General features: G+C 71.0%; 21 protein-coding genes and 1 riboswitch. Of the genes, 11 read left to right on the top strand and 10 right to left on the bottom strand.

Translation table 11 applies throughout. The features are described from left to right. Positions 1 to 65 precede the first annotated feature (65 nt). Positions 66 to 2,396 (bottom strand): glycogen debranching protein GlgX, encoded by a 2,331-nt coding sequence (glgX, locus tag ABTY04_RS18255; protein ID WP_352214354.1) that lies wholly within the window; start codon positions 2,394 to 2,396, stop codon positions 66 to 68. 182 nt (positions 2,397 to 2,578) lie between these two features. Between glgX and ABTY04_RS18250 the strand changes: the two genes are divergently transcribed. From ABTY04_RS18250 to ABTY04_RS18225, 6 genes are all read left to right on the top strand, one after another. Next, a complete protein-coding gene (locus ABTY04_RS18250) occupies positions 2,579 to 3,799 on the top strand; it encodes a L,D-transpeptidase (protein WP_352214437.1) in 1,221 nt (406 codons plus the stop codon). Positions 3,800 to 4,001: 202 nt separating this feature from the next. Beyond that, positions 4,002 to 5,252 (top strand): L,D-transpeptidase, encoded by a 1,251-nt coding sequence (locus ABTY04_RS18245; RefSeq protein ID WP_502996666.1) that lies wholly within the window; start codon positions 4,002 to 4,004, stop codon positions 5,250 to 5,252. 86 nt (positions 5,253 to 5,338) lie between these two features. Then, positions 5,339 to 6,106 carry an enoyl-CoA hydratase/isomerase family protein gene (locus tag ABTY04_RS18240; protein WP_352214353.1) on the top strand — a complete coding sequence of 256 codons (768 nt, stop codon included), beginning with the start codon at positions 5,339 to 5,341 and terminating at the stop codon, positions 6,104 to 6,106. A gap of 228 nt (positions 6,107 to 6,334) precedes the next feature. Further along, positions 6,335 to 6,838 carry an ATP-binding protein gene (locus ABTY04_RS18235; protein ID WP_502996665.1) on the top strand — a complete coding sequence of 168 codons (504 nt, stop codon included), beginning with the start codon at positions 6,335 to 6,337 and terminating at the stop codon, positions 6,836 to 6,838. A 381-nt stretch (positions 6,839 to 7,219) separates the two neighbouring features. Continuing rightward, the gene (locus ABTY04_RS18230) at positions 7,220 to 8,014 is read left to right on the top strand and encodes a polysaccharide deacetylase family protein (RefSeq protein ID WP_352214351.1); all 795 of its coding nucleotides are present in this window, start codon (positions 7,220 to 7,222) and stop codon (positions 8,012 to 8,014) included. Beyond that, a complete protein-coding gene (locus tag ABTY04_RS18225) occupies positions 8,011 to 9,201 on the top strand; it encodes a YncE family protein (RefSeq protein ID WP_352214350.1) in 1,191 nt (396 codons plus the stop codon). The genes ABTY04_RS18230 and ABTY04_RS18225 overlap by 4 nt, the downstream gene beginning before the upstream one ends. A gap of 75 nt (positions 9,202 to 9,276) precedes the next feature. Here ABTY04_RS18225 and ABTY04_RS18220 read toward each other — a convergent pair whose 3' ends face one another. Together ABTY04_RS18220 and ABTY04_RS18215 are read right to left on the bottom strand one after the other, a co-directional pair. Beyond that, a complete protein-coding gene (locus ABTY04_RS18220; RefSeq protein WP_352214349.1) occupies positions 9,277 to 10,521 on the bottom strand; it encodes a cytochrome P450 in 1,245 nt (414 codons plus the stop codon). Then, positions 10,502 to 11,281: a tRNA-dependent cyclodipeptide synthase gene (locus ABTY04_RS18215; protein ID WP_352214348.1), complete on the bottom strand. Its 780-nt coding sequence runs from the start codon at positions 11,279 to 11,281 to the stop codon at positions 10,502 to 10,504. Before ABTY04_RS18215 ends, ABTY04_RS18220 begins: the two co-directional genes overlap by 20 nt. Before the next feature lie 255 nt (positions 11,282 to 11,536). On the opposite strand from ABTY04_RS18215, the gene ABTY04_RS18210 reads away from it, so the two are divergent. Further along, complete coding sequence (locus ABTY04_RS18210; RefSeq protein WP_352214347.1) at positions 11,537 to 11,749, top strand: EF-hand domain-containing protein; 213 nt, start codon at positions 11,537 to 11,539, stop codon at positions 11,747 to 11,749. Positions 11,750 to 11,873: 124 nt separating this feature from the next. On the opposite strand, the gene ABTY04_RS18205 is transcribed toward ABTY04_RS18210, so the two are convergent. Next, entirely contained in the window at positions 11,874 to 12,434 is a 561-nt protein-coding gene (locus ABTY04_RS18205) for a PadR family transcriptional regulator (protein ID WP_352214346.1), read from the bottom strand. A 175-nt stretch (positions 12,435 to 12,609) separates the two neighbouring features. Between ABTY04_RS18205 and ABTY04_RS18200 the strand changes: the two genes are divergently transcribed. After that, a complete protein-coding gene (locus ABTY04_RS18200) occupies positions 12,610 to 13,323 on the top strand; it encodes a flavodoxin family protein (protein WP_352214345.1) in 714 nt (237 codons plus the stop codon). A gap of 40 nt (positions 13,324 to 13,363) precedes the next feature. Here the strand turns inward: ABTY04_RS18200 and ABTY04_RS18195 are convergent, their stop codons facing one another. The 6 genes from ABTY04_RS18195 to gcvT all read right to left on the bottom strand — a co-directional run bounded on the left by ABTY04_RS18195 (position 13,364) and on the right by gcvT (position 19,304). After that, positions 13,364 to 13,867 (bottom strand): AMIN-like domain-containing (lipo)protein, encoded by a 504-nt coding sequence (locus ABTY04_RS18195; RefSeq protein ID WP_352214344.1) that lies wholly within the window; start codon positions 13,865 to 13,867, stop codon positions 13,364 to 13,366. 115 nt (positions 13,868 to 13,982) lie between these two features. Continuing rightward, on the bottom strand, positions 13,983 to 14,390 hold the full coding sequence (locus ABTY04_RS18190; protein ID WP_352214343.1) for an SsgA family sporulation/cell division regulator: 408 nt from the start codon (positions 14,388 to 14,390) through the stop codon (positions 13,983 to 13,985). A gap of 291 nt (positions 14,391 to 14,681) precedes the next feature. Beyond that, positions 14,682 to 16,064 (bottom strand): L-serine ammonia-lyase, encoded by a 1,383-nt coding sequence (locus ABTY04_RS18185; RefSeq protein ID WP_352214342.1) that lies wholly within the window; start codon positions 16,062 to 16,064, stop codon positions 14,682 to 14,684. Between the two features lie 389 nt (positions 16,065 to 16,453). Further along, complete coding sequence (glyA, locus tag ABTY04_RS18180; RefSeq protein ID WP_352214341.1) at positions 16,454 to 17,710, bottom strand: serine hydroxymethyltransferase; 1,257 nt, start codon at positions 17,708 to 17,710, stop codon at positions 16,454 to 16,456. A 14-nt stretch (positions 17,711 to 17,724) separates the two neighbouring features. Beyond that, complete coding sequence (gene gcvH / locus ABTY04_RS18175) at positions 17,725 to 18,108, bottom strand: glycine cleavage system protein GcvH (RefSeq protein WP_352214340.1); 384 nt, start codon at positions 18,106 to 18,108, stop codon at positions 17,725 to 17,727. A gap of 80 nt (positions 18,109 to 18,188) precedes the next feature. Beyond that, complete coding sequence (gene gcvT / locus ABTY04_RS18170; protein WP_352214339.1) at positions 18,189 to 19,304, bottom strand: glycine cleavage system aminomethyltransferase GcvT; 1,116 nt, start codon at positions 19,302 to 19,304, stop codon at positions 18,189 to 18,191. Between the two features lie 184 nt (positions 19,305 to 19,488). Continuing rightward, positions 19,489 to 19,592: riboswitch (glycine riboswitch) on the bottom strand. A 192-nt stretch (positions 19,593 to 19,784) separates the two neighbouring features. Between gcvT and ABTY04_RS18165 the strand changes: the two genes are divergently transcribed. The 3 genes from ABTY04_RS18165 to ABTY04_RS18155 all read left to right on the top strand — a co-directional run bounded on the left by ABTY04_RS18165 (position 19,785) and on the right by ABTY04_RS18155 (position 22,094). Beyond that, positions 19,785 to 20,465: an AAA family ATPase gene (locus tag ABTY04_RS18165; protein ID WP_352214435.1), complete on the top strand. Its 681-nt coding sequence runs from the start codon at positions 19,785 to 19,787 to the stop codon at positions 20,463 to 20,465. A gap of 97 nt (positions 20,466 to 20,562) precedes the next feature. Then, positions 20,563 to 21,297, top strand: a complete 735-nt coding sequence (locus ABTY04_RS18160; protein WP_352214338.1) for an enhanced serine sensitivity protein SseB — start codon at positions 20,563 to 20,565, stop codon at positions 21,295 to 21,297. A gap of 56 nt (positions 21,298 to 21,353) precedes the next feature. After that, the gene (locus ABTY04_RS18155) at positions 21,354 to 22,094 is read left to right on the top strand and encodes an enhanced serine sensitivity protein SseB C-terminal domain-containing protein (RefSeq protein ID WP_352214337.1); all 741 of its coding nucleotides are present in this window, start codon (positions 21,354 to 21,356) and stop codon (positions 22,092 to 22,094) included. The last annotated feature ends 50 nt before the right edge of the window (positions 22,095 to 22,144 follow it).

Below are 22,144 nucleotides of genomic sequence, written 5' to 3'. Positions count from 1 at the left end.
ATGTATTTCGCCGACGGGGGACCGCCGCCGGGTCGATGTGGAGCTGCGCCTCCCGCCCGCGGCCCTCAGAGCGCCACCCGCAGCAGCAGCACCGACCGGGCCGGCACCGTCAGCGTCTCCCCGCCCCGGTGCCGGGTGCGCGGAGGCGCGGACTGGTCCTCCCGCGCGGTGTCCAGCACCAGTTCGTAGCCCGCCGCCCACGGCGCGCCCGGCAGCACCCACTCCACCGGCCGGTCCCCGGCGTGCAGCAGCGCCAGGAAGCTGTCGTCGCTCACCTGGCGGCCCCGCTCGTCGCGGCCCGGGATGTCCCGCCCCGACAGGTACATCCCGAGCGCCGCCGCCGGCGCGTACCAGTCCCGCTCCGTCATCTCCGCGCCCGCCGGGGTGAACCAGGCGAGGTCCCGCAGCCCGTCCGCGCCCTGCGGCCGCCCCGAGAAGAACGCCCGCCGGCGCAGCACCGGATGCGCCTGGCGCAGTGCCACCAGCCGCGCGGCCAGCGCGAACAGGTCCCGCCAGGCCGGGTCCTCCAGCAGCGACCAGTCCACCCAGCCCGTCTCGTTGTCCTGGCAGTACGCGTTGTTGTTGCCGCCCTGCGTACGGCCGAACTCGTCGCCCGCGACCAGCATCGGCACCCCGGTGGACAGAAGCAGCGTGGTCAGCAGGTTGCGCAGCTGCCGCCGCCGCAGGGCCCCGATCCGGGCATCCGTGCCCCCCGGTGGATCCCCCTCCACCCCGCAGTTCCACGAGCGGTTGTCGTTGGTCCCGTCGCGGCCCGCCTCCCCGTTGGCCTCGTTGTGCTTGCGCTCGTACGAGACCAGGTCGCGCAAGGTGAAACCGTCGTGCGCCGTCACGAAGTTCACCGAGGCGTACGGCCGCCGCCCGCCCCACGCGTACAGGTCGCTGGAGCCCGACAGCCGGTACCCGAGGTCCCGTACGTCGGGCAGCGCGCCCCGCCAGAAGTCCCGCACCGCGTCCCGGTACCGGTCGTTCCACTCCGTCCACAGTGGCGGGAACGCCCCCACCTGGTAGCCGCCCGAGCCCACGTCCCACGGTTCGGCGATCAGCTTGACCCGCCGCAGCACCGGGTCCTGGGCGATCACCGCGAGGAACGGCGAGAGCATGTCCACGTCGTGCATCGAGCGGGCCAGCGCCGCCGCCAGGTCGAAGCGGAAGCCGTCCACCCCCATCTCCGTGACCCAGTACCGCAGCGAGTCCGTGATCAGGCGCAGCACCTGCGGGCGCCCGGCGTGCAGGGTGTTCCCGCAGCCCGTGTAGTCGGCGTACCGGCGCTGGTCCGACTGGAGCCGGTAGTAGCCCCGGTTGTCGGTGCCGCGCAGCGACAGCGTCGGGCCCAGCTCGCCCGCCTCCGCCGTGTGGTTGTAGACCACGTCGAGGATGACCTCGATCCCGGCCGCGTGCAGGGCCTTCACCATCCGCTTGAACTCGCCGACCTGCTGCCCGGCCGTACCGGACGAGGAGTAGCCGGCGTGCGGGGCGAAGTAGCCGATCGAGTTGTAGCCCCAGTAGTTGCGCAGCCCCCGGCGCAGCAGGTGGTCCTCGTGCGCGAACTGGTGCACCGGCAGCAGTTCGACCGCCGTCACCCCGAGCCGGGTCAGGTGCTCGATCGCCGCCGGATGGGCCAGGCCCGCGTACGTGCCGCGCAGCTCCTCGGGAATACCCGGATGGCGCATCGTGAACCCGCGCACGTGCAGCTCGTAGATCACCGAATCGGCCCACGGGGTCTTCGGCCGGACGTCGTCCGCCCAGTCGTCGTCATCGTGGACGACGACCCCCTTGGGGACGTGCGGGGCCGAGTCGCGGTCGTCGCGCACGGTGTCCGCGATGTACTGCTGCGGCCAGTCGCGGACGTGCCCGTACACCTCCGGCGGCAGCGCGAAGTCGCCGTCGACGGCCCGTGCGTACGGGTCCAGCAGCAGCTTCGCCGGATTGAACCGGGCCCCGGTCCACGGGTCCCAGCGGCCGTGCACCCGGAACCCGTACCGCTGCCCGGGGAACACACCGGGCAGGAAGCCGTGCCAGATCTCGTGCGTCAGCTCGCTCAGCGCGCACCGCGTCTCGGCGCCGTCCGCATCGAAGAGGCACACCTCCACCGCTTCCGCGCCCTGCGCCCACAGCGCGAAGTTCGTGCCCGCCGTCCCGTCCGGGCCGGTGCGAAAACGCGCTCCCAGGGGGTGCGAGGAGCCCGGCCACACCGGGGGCCGCGAGCGCGTGGCGGCCCGTAAGGCCGACTCGCGGTCCTGTATCACCGCGCCGTTCACCCGGCCGTTGACGTGCGGGACGGGTGGCGCGGCTCCGCCGCCGCGCACGGCGTCCCCCGCCTCCACTGCCTCCATGGCGGCGGCATCCACCGCCTCTTGCTCGGCTGCGCTCGACACTGCCCGCCTCCACGGCTCCTGGGTACCGGCAGGGGTGGGGGAAGTGCGGCCCCGGCGTCCCGGCCGGAGCCCGCCCCCGTCTGGTCCTTCCCACTGTTCTGCCCGGAGAGATCTGCCCGGAACGTGGCCCGCCCTCACGTTTCCCCCGGAGGGGGGCCGTCGTTGGAGGGATCGTGACACTTCTGACGAGGCGGGCAGTGGCGGGCCTGGCCGGCGCGGCGGCTTGGGCAGGCCTGCTGGGCGGCCTGTCCGGATGCACCGCGAGCGGCGGTTCCCCGGTCGAGATCCAGCTGCCCGGCAAGCCCCGGTCGCCTGACGAGGCCATCCGGATCACCCCCGACGACAACGCCAAGGGCGTCCCGGCCGAAGGCCCGCTGACCGTCAGAGTCCCCGAGGGCCGCCTCGAAAGGGTCGTGGTCACCAAGGTCGAGGACGACCAGGAGGAACGCGTCCCGGGCTCCATCGCCCCCGACGGCCTCAGCTGGAGCCCCGACTCCGAGAGCGGCAGGCTCGTGCTCGCCGCCAAGTACACCGTGGACGCGGTCGCCCTCGACGGCCACAACCGCCGCCAGGCCCGGCACACCACCTTCACCACCTACGTCCCCGAAGAGCGGTTCATCGGCTACTTCAAACCCGAGAACCGCTCCACCGTCGGCACCGGCATGATCGTCTCCTTCAACTTCAGCCGGTCCATCGCGAACCGCGCCGACGTCGAGCGGGCCATCACCGTCACCTCCAAGCCTCCGGTCGAGGTCGTCGGACACTGGTTCGGCCACGAGCGCCTCGACTTCCGGCCCAGGCACTACTGGAAGCCCGGCACCGAGGTCACCGTCACGATGCACCTGCGGGACGTGCAGGGCGCGCCCGGCTCGTACGGCATCCAGGACAAGGCCGTCGCCTTCACGGTCGGCCGCTCCCAGATCTCCACCGTGGACGCGGAGGCGCACACGATGGAGGTCCGCCGCGACGGGAAGCTGGTCTCCACCCTCCCCATCAGCGCCGGAGCCCCCAAGCACACCACCTACAACGGCAAGATGGTGGTGCTGGAGATGTTCGACGTGACCCGGATGAACGGCCAGACCGTCGGGTTCGGCGGCGAGTACGACATCCCCGACGTCCCGCACGCCGTCCGGCTCACCACCTCCGGGACCTTCCTGCACGGGAACTACTGGGTGAGCCCCGACACCTTCGGCTCCACCAACACCAGCCACGGCTGTGTGGGACTGCGCGACGACAAGGGCGGCGGCTCGGACACCCCGGCCGGCTGGTTCTTCGACCGGACCCTGGTCGGGGACGTGGTGGAGGTCGTGAACTCGCAGGACAAGACGGTCGCCCCGAACAACGGGCTGGGAGGGTGGAACATGTCCTGGGCGGACTGGGCCGCCGGCTCGGCCATCAGCTGACGCGCACCGGCACACCGGTCGGGTGATCGTCCTGCCGGATGGTCTGCGTCCGGGGCCGGACCGGGTGCGGGGGACCGGCCGCGCATCCGGCGCGCCGGCCTTTCCCACTCTTGGGACGGAACGGTGACAAGACCGTTTCTCTTCGTGATCCCCCCGTGTGATTTCCTGTCGACATGCGCGCGACTGTCCGCGCGCGGGGGACATGGGGAGAACAAGAGTGAACGTGCAGCCGATACGCGGCCGCGCCCGCCGCACCGGCCTGCCGGCCCTGCTGCTCGGAGCGGCCCTGCTGCTCACCAGCGCGTGCAGCGGAGGCGGCACCGCCGGCGGCGGCGGAGGCGGCGACAACGGCGGCGGTGGCGGAGGCGGCGGCAAGACCGGTACCGAGGCATCCAAGGCTGTCGTCAACGTCAAGCCCGACGACGGGTCCAAGGAGGTCGCCACCAGCGGCATCCTGAAGATATCCACCACCGGCGGCAAGCTCACCACGGTGACCGTCGCCGACACCAAGGGCAACGCCGTGGACGGCAAGCTCGCCGCGGACGGCGCGAGCTGGGAGCCGGCCCGCAACCTGGCCGCCGCCACCGAGTACAAGGTGCACGCCGTCGCCAAGGACGAGGCCGGCCGGGAATCCGCCAAGGACACCACCTTCACGACCCTGACCCCGACGAACACCTTTGTCGGCCACTACGCCCCCGAGGACGGCGAGACCGTCGGCGTGGGCATGCCGGTGTCGTTCAACTTCACCCGCGGCATCACCAACACCGAGGCCGTCGAGAAGGCCATCACGGTCACGGCCGAGCCGTCCGTTCCGGTCGAGGGCCACTGGTTCGGCAACGACCGCCTCGACTTCCGTCCCGAGAAGTACTGGGCCGCGGGCACCAAGGTCACCGTGAAGATCGCCCTCGACGGCGTCGAGGGACGTCCCGGCGTCTACGGCAAGCAGACCCGCACGGTCACCTTCACCATCGGCCGCTCGCAGGTCTCCACCGTCGACGCGAGCGAGCACACGATGCAGGTCGTCCGCGACGGCCAGGTGTTCAAGAACCTCCCGATCACCGCGGGCGCCCCGTCGACGACCACGTACAACGGACAGATGGTCATCAGCGAGAAGTACAAGGTGACCCGGATGAACGGCGCGACCGTCGGCTTCGGCGGCGAGTACGACATCTCGGACGTCCCGCACGCGATGCGCCTGTCGAACTCGGGCACCTTCGTCCACGGCAACTACTGGGCCTCCTCGGGCACGTTCGGCTCCGAGAACGTCAGCCACGGCTGCGTGGGCCTCAAGGACGTCCGCGGTGCGGGCGACGGCGACCAGCCCGCCGCCTGGTTCTTCAACGAGTCGCTGATCGGCGACGTGGTCATCGTGAAGAACTCCAAGGACAAGCAGATCGCCCCGGACAACGGCCTCAACGGCTGGAACATGGACTGGGCGGAGTGGATCAAGTAGTCCCCTCCCGTACGTAGCCGAGTGGCCCGGTGCTGTGACCCACAGCACCGGGCCACTTCGTGTTAACCGCGGCTAACCTTCCCCGTATGACCCTCTCTCTCGAAGTCTCCGAAGGCGTCGGCACCCTCCGCCTGGACCGGCCGCCCATGAACGCCCTGGACATCGCCACCCAGGACCGGCTGCGCGAGCTCGCGGTGGAGGCCACCGACCGGGCCGACGTCCGCGCGGTGATCATCTACGGCGGCGAGAAGGTGTTCGCGGCAGGCGCGGACATCAAGGAGATGCAGACGATGGACCACACGGCGATGGTCGCCCGGTCCCGCGCACTCCAGGATGCCTTCACCGCCGTGGCGCGGATCCCCAAGCCGGTCGTCGCCGCCGTCACCGGCTACGCCCTGGGCGGCGGCTGCGAGCTCGCGCTGTGCGCCGACTACCGCATCGCCGCCGACAACGCGAAGCTCGGCCAGCCCGAGATCCTGCTGGGCCTGATCCCGGGGGCCGGCGGCACCCAGCGGCTGTCCCGGCTGGTCGGCCCGTCCAAGGCCAAGGACCTGATCTTCACCGGCCGCATGGTCAAGGCCGACGAGGCCCTCGCCCTCGGGCTCGTGGACCGGGTCGTGCCCGCCGCCGAGGTGTACGAGCAGGCGCACGCCTGGGCCGCCAAGCTGGCCCAGGGGCCCGCGATCGCACTGCGCGCCGCCAAGGAATGCGTGGACGCGGGCCTGGAGGCGGACATCGACACCGGCCTGACCATCGAACGCAACTGGTTCGCGGGCCTGTTCGCCACCGAGGACCGCGAGCGCGGCATGCGCAGCTTCGTCGAGGAGGGCCCGGGCAAGGCGAAGTTCCTCTAGTCCTCCCTGGGGGTTGATTAGCCAGGCCTTAAGGCATCCTTAAGGAGCCGTGGAGATCCACTCGCGGTGATCCTCCGGGAGTGGATCGTCACCGCAGATCAGGATGGTTTCACTGCCGTCCGAGAACCCAACGCATATGTCGGGACGCCCCCTTGGGACCGACCATTCCGGGGGGTGTTTTCCCGTGGAACGGCCCGGACGGGCGTACCGGCCGTCCATGATGGGTTCATGGCGGGCCTGGAGGGTGTGGAACAGCCGCGGCAGCGCAGCAGCGCTTCCGCCGTACAGCTCACGGCGGCTCTTGAGGACGAACAGGGTCTCAAGGCGCTGGAGTTGTACGGGAATCCGGCCGAGTCGGAAGTGACGCTCCCGTCCAGGCCCGAGTCGGCGAGCGCGGCCCGCCGGCTCGCCCGGTACGTGGTGATCCGCTTCTGGGGCTTTTCTCCGCAGGTTTCCGAGCACACCGTCCTGCTGGTGTCGGAGCTCGTCGGCAACGCGGTGCGCCACACCGGCGCCCGCTCCTTCGGCCTGCACATGCTGCGGCGGCGCGGCTGGATCCGGGTCGAGGTCCGCGACCCCTCGCGCGGGCTGCCCTGCCTGATGCCGGTCCACGAACTGGACACCACCGGCCGGGGCCTCTTCCTCGTCGACAAGCTCTCGGACCGCTGGGGTGCGGACCTGCTGCCGCGCGGCAAGATCACCTGGTTCGAGATGCGGGTGGCCGACCGCTGACCCCCGGAACGCCTGAAGCCCCCGGTCGCCGTGGTGGGGCGTCGTGGGGGCTTCACGGGTGCGCCGAGGATCGAAGGGGGTGTGATCCTCGGCGTGGCGACTTCGCTCGGGTCAATGGGGAAGCCGTGGTTCCGACTATGGCAGACGGGTGACCAAACGCCAAAAGTCCCAACTTGGACATAAGTATACAAATACTATTAGTTTCCAGTTAAATCCTAGGTGAGGTGGGCCACGCACCTCGCAATCGATGAATAACTATCCACCCCTCCGTGTGATTCGTTGATCGCATCATGGGCGCTCCCTCGGACGGGTGCACTCCGGCGAAGGTCCTGAATAGGGTCAATCATCATATTTCGCCCCATCTGGCCCTTAAATGGGCAGGTGCTCTGCTACCCGGACCGTCGATCCGCCCTCCGCGCCGGCGCGGCGACCGCCGCCGGCGCCCTCACCGCCGCCTGCGGGGCGGGCGGCCCGACCCCCTCCGGGCCCCCGGCCACCGCCGCCGGCCCGGCCACCGCGCCCGCCGGACGGGCCAGCCGCGCACCCGCGCCGGCCCCGCGCCGGTTCCCCGGACAGCCCGACGAGATCGCGCACGGCCCGCGCGACCGCCCCCGGGTCGCCCTCACCTTCCACGGCAACGGGGACCCCGCCACCGCCCGGGCCGTCCTGGCCGAGGCCGAGAGAGCGGGCGCGCGGGTCACCGTGCTGGCGATCGGCAGCTGGCTCGACGCCCACCCGGACATGGCCCGCCGGGTCCTCGACGGCGGCCACGAGCTCGGCAACCACACCGAGCGCCACCTCGCGATCAACGCGATGCCCGAGGCGGAGGCCTACGCGGAGATCACCGGCTGCGCCCGGCGGCTCAAGCGGCTCACCGGCTCCATCGGCACCTGGTTCCGGCCCTCCCAGACCCAGTACGCCACCCCGCTGGTGAAGAAGCTGGCCCGGCAGTCGGGCTACCCGCACGTCCTCTCGTACGACGTGGACTCCCTCGACTTCACCTCGCCCGGCGCCGCGGCCGTCATCCGCACCGTCACCGGGACGATCCAAGGCGGATCGGTGGTGAGTCTGCACTTCGGCTACGCGGACACGGTCGACGCGATGCCGCCCCTCCTCGAAGAACTCGCGCGCCGCAAGCTGCGCGCGGTGACCACCACGGAGCTGCTGACCTCATGACGACCATCCGCCTTCCCCGGAAGGCCACCGTGCTGCTCGCCGGTCTGGTCCTCGCCGCCCTGGCCGGCTGCGGATCGGCCGACAGGGAGCCCGCCGAGGCGCCCGGCTCGGCGGCGCCGGCCCGGCAGCCCGTCAAAGCCGTCCCCGCCGTACCGCCCGGACTGGCCGGCATGCCGCCGCTCCTCGACCCGAACGACGTGTACGCGGCCGACCGGCCGAACAACCTCTCCCCGGTGGTCAGGGACTTCCCGTCCCGCGTCTACGTGCCGAACACCATCTCCAACACGGTGTCCGTCATCGACCCGGCGACGTACAAGGTCATCGACACCATCCCCGTCGGCGCCCAGCCCCAGCACGTCGTCCCGTCCTGGGACATGAAGACCCTGTGGGTCAACAACAACCGCGGACACACGCTCACCCCGATCAACCCGGCCACGGGCGAGGTCGGCGAACCCGTCGAGGTGCACGACCCGTACAACCTGTACTTCACCCCGAACGGCAAGTACGCCGTGGTGATGGCGTCCATGGACCGCGAGCTCGTCTTCCGCGACGCGCGCACCATGAACCGAGTGAAAACCGTCCCGGTGACCTGTTTCGGCGTCAATCACGCGGACTTCTCCGCAGACGGCCGCTACTTCATCGTGAGCTGCGAGTTCTCCGGCGAACTCCTCAAGGTCGACACCGAGAAGATGGAGGTCATCGCCCAGCAGAAACTGCCCTACGAGGGCGCGATGCCGCAGGACGTGAAGGTCTCGCCGGACGGAAAGACCTTCTACGTCGCGGACATGATGGCGCACGGCATGTGGGTGTTCAGCGGCGACAAGTTCGACACCCCGAAGCTGCTGCCCACCGGCAAGGGCACTCACGGCCTGTACGTCAGCCGCGACTCCAAGGAGATGTACGTCTCCAACCGCGGCGAGGGCAGCATCTCCGTATTCGACTTCAAACAGAACAAGATCACCAAGAAGTGGGAGCTCCCCGACGGCGGCAGCCCGGACATGGGCGGCGTCTCCGCCGACGGCAAGGTGCTGTGGCTGTCGGGCCGCTACAACTCCGAGGTCTACGCGATCGACACGACGACCGGCCGCCAGCTCGCCAGGATCCCGGTGGGCGGCGGCCCCCACGGCCTGGCCGTCTACCCCCAGCCCGGCCGCTACTCGCTCGGCCACACCGGCATCTTCCGCTAGACCGCGCAGACCGCGGACACGGCGGCGCGGCGGCGCCCCGGGAGCTCGCACGGCTCCCGGGACACCCCGGTGGCATCACCAGGCGACGGGAAGCCGCTCCGGCAGCCGCTTGATGAAGCCCGTACGCCACACCAGGTTCTCGGCGGGCACTGCGAGCCGCAGCTCGGGCAGCCGTTCCACCAGCACTTCGAGCGCGATCTCGGCGTGCGCCCGGCCCAGCGCGGAGGCCGGGCAGAAGTGCCGGCCGGCGCCGAACGCCAGGTTGGGGTGGGAGCTCTCGCGCTCCAGGTCCAGCTCGTGCGGGTTCTCGAAGACCTCCGGGTCGAAGTTGGCCCCCTCCAACAGGACCAGGACGAGCTCGCCCTCCTTGACCGGCACGTCGCCGACCTGGACGTCCGCCATCGCGATGCGCGGCAGGCCGTCGCCGACCGACAGGTTCCAGCGCAGCAGCTCGTCGACGGCCTTGCCCATGCGCTCTGGGTGCTTGCGCAAGTAGCCGATGAGCTCCGGCTTCTGGAGCAGCGCGAGGACGGCGAGCACGAGGAAGGCCGACGTGGAGACCGCGCCCGCCCCGAAGAGCGAGACGGCGACGGTCGCGAACATGTCGTCGGTCAGGTGCGCCGACTCCGGGTCCGCCTCCTTCAGGTCCGCGAACCTGCCGAGGAGCCCCGTACGCTCCTCGGCAGGCCGCGCGAGCTGCGCGTTCAGCTGGTCGACGAAGTAGCCGACGTCCTTGTACCAGTTGAGCGCCGAGTCGGCGAACGGCTCGCGAGCGGTCATGAACGCGACGTCCAGCCCCGACATCAGGCGCCGGCGGTCCTCGAACGGAACCCCGAGCACCTGGCAGTGCAGGGCCGCCGAGAAGGGGTCGGCGAACCCCGCACGGAGGTCGGCCGGCGCACCCTCGGCGACGATCAGGTCGACGAGCTCGCCGGCCTTGGCGCGCAGCCAGTCCTGGAGCCCCTTCTGGCGCGGGTTGAGCGCCTTCATCACCGCGTTGCGCAGGCCGGCGCTGTTGATGTTGCCCATGTTGTTGACGACCTCGGGCGGGATCGTCAGCGCGTACTGGCGCGGGACCCCGGCATTGGCCGTGTCCTTGAGGCTGAACCGGTCGTCCTCCAGCACCTGCTTGGTCAGCGCGTAGTTGCTCACCAGCCAGGCCGGGTCGCCGGTGAGGGTGCGGACCTTCGCGACCGGCGCCTTCTCGCGCAGCCACGCGCACTCCTCGGGCAGGACGTCGCCGCGCCGCGAGAGCGGGAAGTCGAGGAGGGCCTCCCGGCCGGGTACGGCCCGGCTGTCCTCAAGCTGCTCGACGCTCATCGACGGTCCCTTCGGTCGGTGCGTGGTTCGTGGGTGCTGCCGGCGCGGGCGCCGGGGGAGCGGCCTCCGCGGCCTCGGGCCGTACGACGGCGTACGCCTGGTTGCGCGTCGCCCGCAGGCCCCCGCCGCGGGCGAAGAGGACATCCGTGAGCGGCATCTTGACGTGGTAGGCCGCCACGGAGGACGGGACGTCGAGAATGCTCGGGGTGTCCACGAAGAACGGCAGTTCGGCCGCCATGTAGTCGAAACAGACCTGCAACTGGGCGTCCGTGATGGATTCGCCTTCCGGCAACTTGGATCCGACAAAATGCAAGGCCATCTCCTCGCAGCCCTTGCGAAATTCGTCGTCCGTCTCCAGGAAATGCAGGACACGACGGTGCAGAAGTTGGTAGACGGGGTTCTGCTGGAACTCGGACAGTGCCCTGACACGGATTTCCGCCTGGGGGTGTCCTGATTCCTCCACGCCCTTGAGGATGCGTCGCCGTACCGCCTTGATCTCCTTCGCGGCCCGCTTCTCCGCATGCTCCTGGGTGTAGCCGAAGGCGGCGAACATCCGGTCCACGTGGAGGTCTGCGTACACGAAGTCGACCTGCGCGAAACGGCTCACGGCCCACCGGGCGAGACTGCTGATGCGCTCGGCGCTGAAGTAGCTGTTTCCAGGGCTGACTCCGATGAGCACATGGTCGCCGTCTTCCCAGATATGGCGGCAGGTGCGGGTGAAGGGCAGAACTTCGAATGATGCGTCGGCTGTGATCGTCACCTGTGTGATCGCCCTTGTTGCCGCATGTCCCTGGGAGCCCTGCGCTCCTGGTGTGGCGGCAATGCCGGTACGTTATGCCGTGACCCCGGAACGTGACAAGTCCAGGTCGGATTTCTTGGCCGGAATTATCCCTTCCGCATTACGGAAGAGTAATTGAATTCATATCTGCCGCCCGAACGGGACCCGCGGGACGGGCGGGGTCCGGATGCCGCTACCCTGAGCCGGTCAAGAAGCACCGAGAAGGGGTGGATCCCAGTGGCTGACATCGAGAGCGCGCGGGCGACGTTCGGCAAGTTCGACGCGGACGGTGACGGCTTCGTCACGGCCGACGAGTACAGCGCGGCCATGAAGGCGATGGGCGACGCGTACGTCACCGGCGCCGTCGCGGAGGCCGTGATCGCCTCCAAGGACACCAACGGCGACGGCCTGCTGAGCTTCGACGAGTTCTGGGCCTCCCTGAACAAGTAAGCCCTGTTCCTCCCGGCCGGCGCCGGGAGGGGCCGCAGCCCCCCGTCACGCCCGCAAGCAGGGCATGACGGGGGCTTCGTGCTGCCCTCGCGCCACCCTCGTGCCGCCGCGCCGGGGGCTGTGCTCAGGCCCGGGCGGCACCGCCCGGCGGCGTCATGTCCTCGACCTCGGCGAGGGCCTCCTCCAGCCAGCGCAGCCAGAACGTCTCCAGGCCGACGCCGCCGTGCAGCACGAGCCGGCGCAGCCGGTCCTCGTCGGAGTCCCGCCCCGGCGGGAAGTCCTTCTCCTCGATCGCCTCGTAGACCGCCAGCTGGCGCCGGTGCAGATCCAGATGGCGCCGCAGCTCCCCGGCCAGCCCGTGCGGGCCCACCACGGCGGCCGCCCGGATCCGCAGCAGCAGCGGATCCCGGATGGCCTTCGGGTCCTGGCTCTCGCCGACCCACCGCGCGAGCTCCGCGCTTCCGGCGGACAGCACCTCGTACTGCTTCTTCTGCCCCCGTACGGGCACCTCGCTGGGCAGCGCCCGGATCAGCCCGGCCTCCTCCAGTCGGCCCAGCTCGCGGTAGATCTGCTGGTGCGTCGCCGACCAGAAGTACCCGATCGACTTGTCGAACCGCCGCGTCAGCTCCAGCCCCGACGAGGGCTTCTCCAGCAGGGCGGTGAGGATGGCGTGCGGCAGCGACATGCGGCCATCCTAGGTACGGACACCGGCCCCGGCCGAAGAACTCGGGACGGCGCCGGGCCGGCTCCTCCATGCCCCGCAGGAAGCTGCGCAGGCCGGAAGGACGGACCGGTACCGACCCGGCCCGAACGGGTGCGGTCCGGTGGCGGGGACACCCGCCGGCTCACAGGCTGGGCGCGTGACTGCCGACTTCGACTACTCCGACCTGACCGCCGTCTACGTCAACTGCACGCTCAAGCGTTCGCCCGAGACCAGCAACACCGAGGGCCTGATCGAGAAGAGCCGCGCCGTCATGGAAGCGGCCGGCGCCCGGACCTCCCTCATCCGCGCCGTCGACCACGACATCGCCACCGGCGTCTGGCCCGACATGACCGAGCACGGCTGGCAGAGCGACCAATGGCCCGTCCTCTACAGCCAGATCATGGACGCCGACATCCTCGTGCTGTGCGGCCCGATCTGGCTCGGCGACAACAGCTCCGTCATGAAGCAGGTCATCGAGCGGCTCTACGCCTGCTCCTCGATCCTGAACGAGCAGGGCCAGTACGCCTATTACGGCCGCGTCGGCGGCGCACTCATCACGGGCAACGAGGACGGCGTGAAGCACTGCGCCATGAACATCCTCTACAGCCTCCAGCACCTCGGCTACGCGATCCCGCCGCAGGCCGACGCGGGCTGGATCGGCGAGGCCGGGCCCGGGCCCTCGTACCTGGACCCCGGCTCGGGCGGCCCCGAGAACGACTTCACCAACCGGAACACCACTTTCATGTCCTGGAACCTCATGCATCTGGCCGCCCTGCTCAAACGGGCGGGCGGGATCCCGGCGCACGGCAATCAGCGGTCCCTGTGGGACGCGGGCTGCCGCTTCGACTTCCCGAACCCCGAGCACCGGTGACGGTGGGCGGGTGCCCGGGGCACCCGCCCACCGGCCGGCCTCAGCAGCACACGTTGCGGTGCGCGACGTCCAGCACGAACCGCTCGGGCGCGTGCAGCGTGAACGAGGTGAAGGCGGGCTTGCCGTCGAAGGTGGCGCCGAAGGTGACGTACCCCTCGTAGTCGCCCGTCATGGCGAGACCCTTCAGCCGAGGCAGATGGATCTTGACGAGCCTGGGCCCGCGGTAGACGCTCCGCCCGGCCGCGTCGTGGGCCTGGGCGGGATGCAGGCGGATCTGCAGGAAGTGCTTCCCGGGCAGCGGCACGGGCTTCCCGGACCCGTCCTGGACCAGCTTCGGTACGCGGGTGACGGTGACCCCGGGGACGCGTCCCCGCAGGTCGATGACGATGCGGTCGTACGTGCAGTGCCCGCCCCAGCGGGCGTTGACGACGAGCGGGGCGGGTGCGGCCACGGCGGAGGAGGCCGGTACGGCGAGGGTGATCCCGGCGGTGAGCAGGGTCCCGGTGGCGAGGGCCACGACCTGCCGGCGGCGGAGACGGTTCATGACGTCCCCCTGATTCTCAAGAGACGGGGACCGGTGTCACCGGCGAAGACGCCCCCGGCATCCTTCGCGGTTGCATCCGAAGCGGTGCAATCGAAACGAACCGGAAAATAGCCGCCTATCGGTACAGAAGGATGTTCAGCTCCGCATCGAGGTCATAGTGCCGGTGCTCCTCGCCCCGCGGCACCAGCGCGGCCAGCCGCCGGCACAGCGCGCGCACGTCCTTCGCCCGGGCGGACACCACGCAGCTCTGCTCGCCGTTGCTGAAGCCGAGGAAGACGCGCGGCTCGCTGCCCTGCCACCGCGGCCACACGTGGACGTCGCCCTCGCCCGTCGAGCAGCCCTCCCCGTCGAGCAGCAGGTCCCGGGAGAACACCCAGCGCGCCAGGTGCATCCCGGCTCCCTGCAGGTCGAGCGTCAGCTCGTAGGGCCGGTCGCGGCGGTACGTGAAGGCCCCGTGCATCGGCACGGGCGCGGGCGAGGCCTCCAGCCGGAGCGGGAGGACGCGGTGCTCGATGCCGTCCATGCGCTGCGCCTCTCTGTCGGCTCTCCCGGGGGATCCGCACCCCCTCGGGCAAGCTAGTCCACCTCGCGGCCGCCCTTGCGGGCCGAAGGTCCCGACCCCGTGGGCCGCTGGACCCGTCTTGTCACAGGAATGCGCGGCGGCCCGCCCTCAGGGCGGGCCGCTGTGTCACCGGTCCGCCACGGGACGGGGACGGGGACGAAGCCGGCGACGCCGGCGCCCGCCGCGGACCCGGCGCGAACGACGGAGGGGCCCGACGCGCCGTCGGGCCCCTCTGTGGTCAGGTGCGCCGGATCAGCACTCGATGACGTTCACCGCGAGGCCGCCGCGGGCCGTCTCCTTGTACTTGATCTTCATGTCGGCGCCCGTCTCCTTCATGGTCTTGATGACCTTGTCGAGGGAGACCTTGTGGGTGCCGTCGCCGCGCATCGCCATCTTGGCCGCCGTGACCGCCTTGACCGCCGCCATGCCGTTGCGCTCGATGCACGGGATCTGTACCAGGCCGCCGACCGGGTCGCAGGTCAGGCCGAGATTGTGCTCCATGCCGATCTCGGCCGCGTTCTCGACCTGCTCGGGGGTGCCGCCCAGGACCTCGGCGAGGGCGCCCGCCGCCATCGAGCAGGCCGAGCCGACCTCACCCTGGCAACCGACCTCGGCGCCGGAGATCGAGGCGTTCTCCTTGAAGAGCATGCCGATCGCGCCCGCCGCGAGGAGGAAGCGGACCACGCCGTCCTCGTCGGCGCCCGGGACGAAGTTCATGTAGTAGTGCAGGACCGCGGGGAGGACGCCGGCCGCGCCGTTCGTCGGGGCCGTCACGACGCGGCCGCCGGCCGCGTTCTCCTCGTTGACCGCCATCGCGTAGATCGTCGTCCACTCGCTGCGGTGCATCATCGGGTCGCCCTCGGTGCGCAGCTGGCGCGCCGTGGAGGCGGCCCGGCGCTTGACCCGCAGGCCGCCCGGGAGGATGCCTTCGCGGGACATGCCGCGCGAGACACAGGCCTGCATGACCCGCCAGATCTCCAGCAGGCCCTCGCGGATCTCCTCCTCAGTGCGCCAGGCCTTCTCGTTTTCCAGCATGAGGGAGGAGATCGACAGGCCTGTCTCCTTGGCCAGGCGGAGCATTTCGTCGCCCGAGCGGAAGGGGTACTTCAGCACCGTGTCGTCGAGCTTGATCCGGTCCTCGCCGACCGCGTCCTCGTCCACCACGAAGCCGCCGCCGACCGAGTAGTACGTCTTCTCCAGCAGCGGCGTGCCCGAGGCGTCGTACGCGAAGAGCGTCATGCCGTTCGCGTGGTACGGCAGGGACCGGCGGCGGTGCAGGATCAGCTGGCTCGGCTCGTCGAAGGCGATCTCGTGCGCGCTCCCTATCTCGGTGCCGAGGAGACGGAGGCGGCCCGTCTGCCGGATGCGCTCCACCTCGTCGTCGGCCGTCTCCACGTTCACCGTGCGGGGGGAGTGTCCCTCCAGGCCCAGCAGCACCGCCTTGGGCGTGCCGTGGCCGTGGCCGGTGGCGCCGAGGGAGCCGTACAGCTCGGCCCGGACCGCCGCGGTCTGGGCGAGCACGCCGTCCTTCTTCAGCCGGGTCACGAACATGCGGGCGGCCCGCATCGGACCGACCGTGTGGGAGGAGGAGGGGCCGATGCCGATGGAGAAGAGATCGAAGACGGAGATGGCCACGGTGGCGGACTCCCTTGTCTGCTCGTGGGGTGGGAGGGGGCGGGAGAGGGCGGACGGTGCAGGAGGGGTGATTGTTCGGATTTTGTCCGACAGACGAGCTTAACGCGGCGAAGTGAACGTTTCGCCTGCCTGACCGGTGCGCGAGGTTGCGGTCCGGCGTGGGTCAGGTCACGTTCCCGCTCCACGGCGGGGGCGCCGGCGGCCGCCGGGTCCAGGACGGGCCCCGGCCCCGGCAGGCTGGCACAGCGGGCCCGGGCGCCCCGGGGCGAACGGCCCGTACCGGGGGCGGCAGGGCGGCCCGGCCGCGGCCTGACCAGGGCTTCCGGTTATGGGGAAGGGCCCGGTCCCGTGAACCGCGGAACCGGGCCCTGCCTCATGGAACCCGGACGTCAGAGCGTCGGGTACAGCGGGAACTTCGCCGCGAGCGCGGAGACGCGCGCCTTGAGGGCCTCGGCGTCGTACGCCGGCTTCAGCGCCTGCGCGATGATCTCGGCGACCTCGGTGAAGGCCTCGGCGTCGAAACCGCGGGTGGCCAGGGCCGGCGTACCGATCCGCAGACCCGAGGTGACCATCGGCGGCCGCGGGTCGTTCGGGATGGCGTTGCGGTTGACCGTGATGCCGACCTCGTGGAGGCGGTCCTCGGCCTGCTGGCCGTCCAGCTCGGAGTTGCGCAGGTCGACCAGGACCAGGTGCACGTCGGTGCCGCCGGTGAGGACGTCCACGCCCACGGCCTTGACATCGTCCTGGACCAGGCGGGCGGCGAGGATCTTCGCGCCTTCGAGCGTGCGCTCCTGGCGCTCCTTGAACTCGGGCGAGGCCGCGACCTTGAAGGAGACCGCCTTGGCCGCGATCACGTGCTCCAGCGGACCGCCCTGCTGGCCGGGGAAGACCGCGGAGTTGATCTTCTTGGCCAGCTCCTGCGTCGACAGGATGACACCGCCGCGCGGACCGCCGAGGGTCTTGTGCGTGGTGGTGGTGACGACGTGGGCGTGCGGCACCGGGTTCGGGTGCAGGCCCGCGGCGACCAGGCCGGCGAAGTGTGCCATGTCGACCATCAGGTACGCGCCGACCTCGTCCGCGATGCGGCGGAAGGCGGCGAAGTCCAGCTGGCGGGGGTAGGCGGACCAGCCGGCGACGATCAGCTGCGGCTTGGACTCCTTGGCGAGGCGCTCGACCTCGGCCATGTCGACCTCGCCGGTCTCGTCGACGTGGTACGGGACCACGTTGTAGAGCTTGCCGGAGAAGTTGATCTTCATGCCGTGGGTCAGGTGACCGCCGTGGGCCAGGTTCAGGCCCATGATCGTGTCGCCCGGCTTGAGCAGCGCGAACATCGCGGCGGCGTTCGCCTGCGCACCGGAGTGCGGCTGGACGTTCGCGGCCTCGGCGCCGAACAGCGCCTTGATGCGGTCGATCGCGATCTGCTCGACCACGTCGACGTGCTCGCAGCCGCCGTAGTAGCGGCGGCCGGGGTAGCCCTCGGCGTACTTGTTGGTCAGGACCGAGCCCTGGGCCTCCATGACGGCGACCGGAGCGAAGTTCTCCGACGCGATCATTTCCAGGGTGGACTGCTGGCGCACGAGCTCGGCGTCGACGGCGGCGGCGACGTCCGGGTCGAGCTCGTGGAGAGGGGTGTTCAGCACAGACATCAGATCCCCTGAGGTCAGTTGTCGGACAGGGTGAGCGCGGCGTACTCATCGGCGGAGAGCACGTCCTTCGGCTCCTCCGAGATGCGCACCTTGAACAGCCAGCCACCCTCGAAGGGGGCGGAGTTCACCAGGGCCGGGTCGTCCACGACGTCCTGGTTGGCCTCGACGACCTCACCGGTGACGGGGGAGTACAGGTCGCTGACCGACTTGGTCGACTCCAGCTCGCCACAGGTCTCGCCCTCGGTGACGGTGTCGCCGACCGCGGGGAGCTGGGCGTAGACGACGTCACCGAGCGCGTTGGCCGCGAACTCCGTGATGCCGACCGTCGCGACGCCGCCCTCGGCGTCCGACAGCCACTCGTGCTCCTTGGTGTAACGCAGCTGCTGGGGGTTGCTCATGACCTGATTCTCCTGGATGCGGGGGAGTGGATACGAACAGTGGTCTTGCGGAGTGAGACGGCCGGTACGGCGTACGGGCGCTACTTCTGCCGCTTGTAGAACGGCAGGGCCACGACCTCGTACGGCTCATGCGTACCGCGGATGTCCACGCCGACGCCGGAGGTGCCGGGCGCGGCGTGCGCCGCGTCCACGTAGGCCATCGCGATCGGCTTGCCGAGCGTCGGGGACGGGGCACCCGAGGTGACCTCGCCGATGACCTGTCCGTCGGCGACCACCGGGAAGCCGGCGCGCGGGACGCGGCGGCCCTCGGCGATCAGGCCGACCAGCTTGCGCGGCGGGTTCGTGGCGGCGCGCTCGGCGGCGGCCTCCAGGGCGGCGCGGCCCACGAACTCGCCCTCCTTCTCGAACTTCACGACCCGGCCCAGCCCCGCGTCGAACGGGGTGAGGGAGGTGGTCAGCTCGTGCCCGTACAGCGGCATGCCCGCCTCCAGGCGCAGGGTGTCGCGGCAGGACAGACCGGCCGCGACCAGGCCGACGCCCTCGCCGGCCTTGGTCAGGGCCTGCCACAGCTCCACGGCGTGCTCGGGGGCGATGAACAGCTCGAAGCCGTCCTCGCCCGTGTAGCCCGTACGCGCGATCAGCGCGGGCACGCCCGCGACCGTGCCCGGCAGGCCGGCGTAGTACTTCAGGCCGTCCAGGTCGGCGTCGGTGAGGGAGGCGAGGATGCCGGGGGACTCCGGGCCCTGCACGGCGATCAGTGCGTACGCGTCCCGGTCGTCGCGGACCTCGGTGTCGAAGCCGGCGGCGCGCTCGGTGAGGGCGTCCAGGACGACCTGGGCGTTGGAGGCGTTCGCGACGACCATGTACTCGGTCTCGCCCAGGCGGTAGACGATCAGGTCGTCGACGATCCCGCCGTCCTCCTGGCAGATGTGCGTGTAGCGGGCGCGGCCGACGCCGACGGTGGAGATGTTGCCGACCAGCGCGTAGTCCAGGGCCTTGACGGCCTCCGGGCCGGTCAGCGTGATCTCGCCCATGTGGGACAGGTCGAAGAGACCGGCCTTGGTACGGACGGCGTTGTGCTCGTCGCGCTCACTGCCGTACCGCAGGGGCATGTCCCACCCCGCGAAATCGGTCATGGTCGCACCGAGCGAACGGTGCAGCGCATCGAGGGCGGTCAGGCGGGGGGCAGTGCTCATGGGTGTGGCTCCCGGGTCCCAGGGCATGACATGACGAGGACGATCCTCCCCATCTGTCATCGGAACCTGAGAGGTTCGCCGAGAGTTCCCGGTCGGACCCGGGGAACGTCGACTTGCACCTTGGGTGGAGCGCACGCGGATGCCGTCGTGAGGGACGGCGGCGCGGCTCGCTTTTCAGATCTGCCTCATCCACGCGGTACGGGGCCTGAGAGATTCAAGGGAGGAACTTGCTCCTTCGGCGCCCGGGCACCGCCTCACGGCGTGCCGGGACTCTCCCGCGCGGATTCAAGCGGCCGGTATGCAGTTGGTCCAGATGGCGCACATCATTGCACGCCGTCCGGGTGATCGGTCGTGCGGGCCCGGAAGAACGTACGGACCGGTCATGCGGCCGGGTAAGGGCGGACCGGAACCGGGGCTGTCGGATTACCGTCTCTTTACACTCAGTGGGCATGGGGCATGCATGGCCCGATGGGGGGAGCGATCACCGTGCGGAGATTCGGGGTGCTGGCGTCGACCGGGACGGGGGCCGTGGACAGGGCGCCGGCGGCGCGGCGGGCACGTTCCGAGGCCGGTCTCGTACGGGACCTGCGCGGCCGGGGCCCGCACGGACCGCGGTGGCTCGGCTTCGCCGAAGGGGACATCGTCGTGGTGTCCGGCCTGCCGGGCGGCGGCAAGAGCACGCTGATCAAGAGGGCCGCGGAGGGCGGCGGCATCGACTCGCAGGACGTGCGCGAGCGCTGGGAGCGGCGGATGCCGCGCATGCTGCCGTACGCGGTGTACCGGCCGCTGGTCCGCTGCGCCCACTACTGGGGACTGTGGCGGACGCTGCGCTCCGGGGCCTCGGCGGTGGTCCACGACTGCGGAACGCAGACCTGGGTGCGGAGCCTGCTCGCTGCGGTCGCACGGCGCCGGGGCCGGGCACTGCACCTGCTGCTGCTGGACACCACCCCGGAGGAGGCCCTGGCCGGGCAGGCGGCACGGGGGCGCGGGGTATCGGCCTACGCCTTCGCCCGCCACCGCGGCGCGGTGGCCCGGCTGCTGCGCGACGCGGAATCCGGCCGCCTCCCCGCGGGCTGCGCCTCGGCGGTCCTGCTGGACCGCGGCTCGGCCTCCCACGTGACCCGGATAGCCTTCCGCGCCCCCGGCTCCGGGGCCGCCTGACTCCGCGGTGCGGGAGCCGCGGAGAGCGGGCGCCCGGGGACCCACTAGCCTCGGCCTGACAGCAAGGCAGCGAGAGCGACCACAAGCGGAGGCGGAGATGCACGGCGGCGGCTGGCCGGACAACGAGCTGGAGCACGTGCTCGGGGCGGCGCTCGGGCAGGCGGACGCCGGGGCCCGGATCGTCGAGGTGCTCGGGCGGAGCCAGGTCTGGGTGCCCCTGCCCGGCGGAGTCGGCCCGGACGGGGCCGGCCTCACGCTGCCCACCATGGAGATCAACGGCGCGGCGTACGTCCCGGTCTACAGCTCCGAGGCCCAGTTCCGGGCCTGCGTCGGATCCGCCATGGACTTCGCCGTGGCCCCCGCCGTCGAGTTCGCCCGCGGCCTGCCCCCGCAGCTCGGCATCGCCGTGAACCCCGAGGGCGCCGTCGGCGTCCCGCTGCCCCCGCCCGCCGTCGCGGAGCTCTGCCGCACCGGCCGCACCCCGCTCGACGGCCCGGCCACCGGCGGCCGCGTCCGGCTCTACGAGCCCGACTGGCAGGACGACCCGGTGGACTTCCTGACCGCCGCCGCCGAGGAGTTCCGCGCCACCGGCGTCGTCGTCGCCGCCCACCGCTGCCTGGCCAGCGTCGAGGGCGGGGCGCCCGAGCTCTACATCGGTGTCCGGATGCTGGGATGGGAGCCCGGGATGCGGAACACCCCGATGGAGGCCCTCGGCCGGGCCCTGACCCGCGTGGTGCCGCCCTGGCCCGTGCAGTTGATCCTCCTGGACGCCGCCCAGGACCCGGTGGTCGACTACATGGTTACGCGCGTACGCCCCTTCTACCTGGCCTAGCGCCGCTTAAGCTGGGTGCGGATACGGGTGGACGGGCGGACGAAGAGGGGTACCGGGTGAGTGCGTCAGGCACGGCCGCGGCCGGGCAGGTCGAGCACATGATGCGCCAGGTGACTCCCGGGCGCTATGAAAGCTACGAGTCGCTTCTGCATGCCCTCGCCGAGGGCCGCCTGTGGATGCTGCTCTGGCAGGGCCAGCCGGGCTCCCCGGACGCCCAGTACGGCGGCATGGAGATCGACGGCCTCGGGTACGCGCCCTGCGTGACCTCCCCCCAGGAGCTGGCCGCCAGCGGCTGGAACCGGGGCTACGAGGTGGTCACCGGCCGCGACATCGCCCGCGCCCTCTACCCGGACCGCTGGGGCCTGTGGCTCAACCCGCATGCACAGGGCGGCGGCCTCGGCATCCCCTGGGCCGACCTGCGCCGGATCGCCACAGGCCTCGACCGGATGCCGGCCGGGCCGCTGCGGCTGTCCGAGCCCGCCCTGGAGCTCCCGCAGTTCTACGGGCTGCTGACCCAGCACGCACACCGCACCCCCGCCGTCCGCTCGCTGCGCCGCGCCTGGGTACAGCCTTCGCTGGGCTCGCCGTACCTCGCGGTCGGGCTCGACCTGTACGACGCCTCAGCGCCCGCGCTGGAATCCGTACGGGAGATGATGCGCCAGTCGGTCGGCGCGGTCCCCGAGGGCGTGCCGGTGTGCACGGTCGCGCTCGCGGACGAGCACGATCCCGTCGCGATGTGGCTGCGCGCCCAGACCCGCCCCTTCTACGACCGAGAGGGCCAGGCTCCCGCCTACTGATCCGGACCGCTGTCCAGGGGCCGCCCGGACATTGAGACGGCGGTATCAAG

The sequence above is a fragment of the Streptomyces sp. NPDC097981 genome, from assembly GCF_040302565.1.
In the GTDB taxonomy this organism is placed as follows: Bacteria; Actinomycetota; Actinomycetes; order Streptomycetales; family Streptomycetaceae; genus Streptomyces.
Note: the sequence above shows the minus strand (reverse complement) of the source record. Positions and strands in the feature narration are given on the sequence as shown.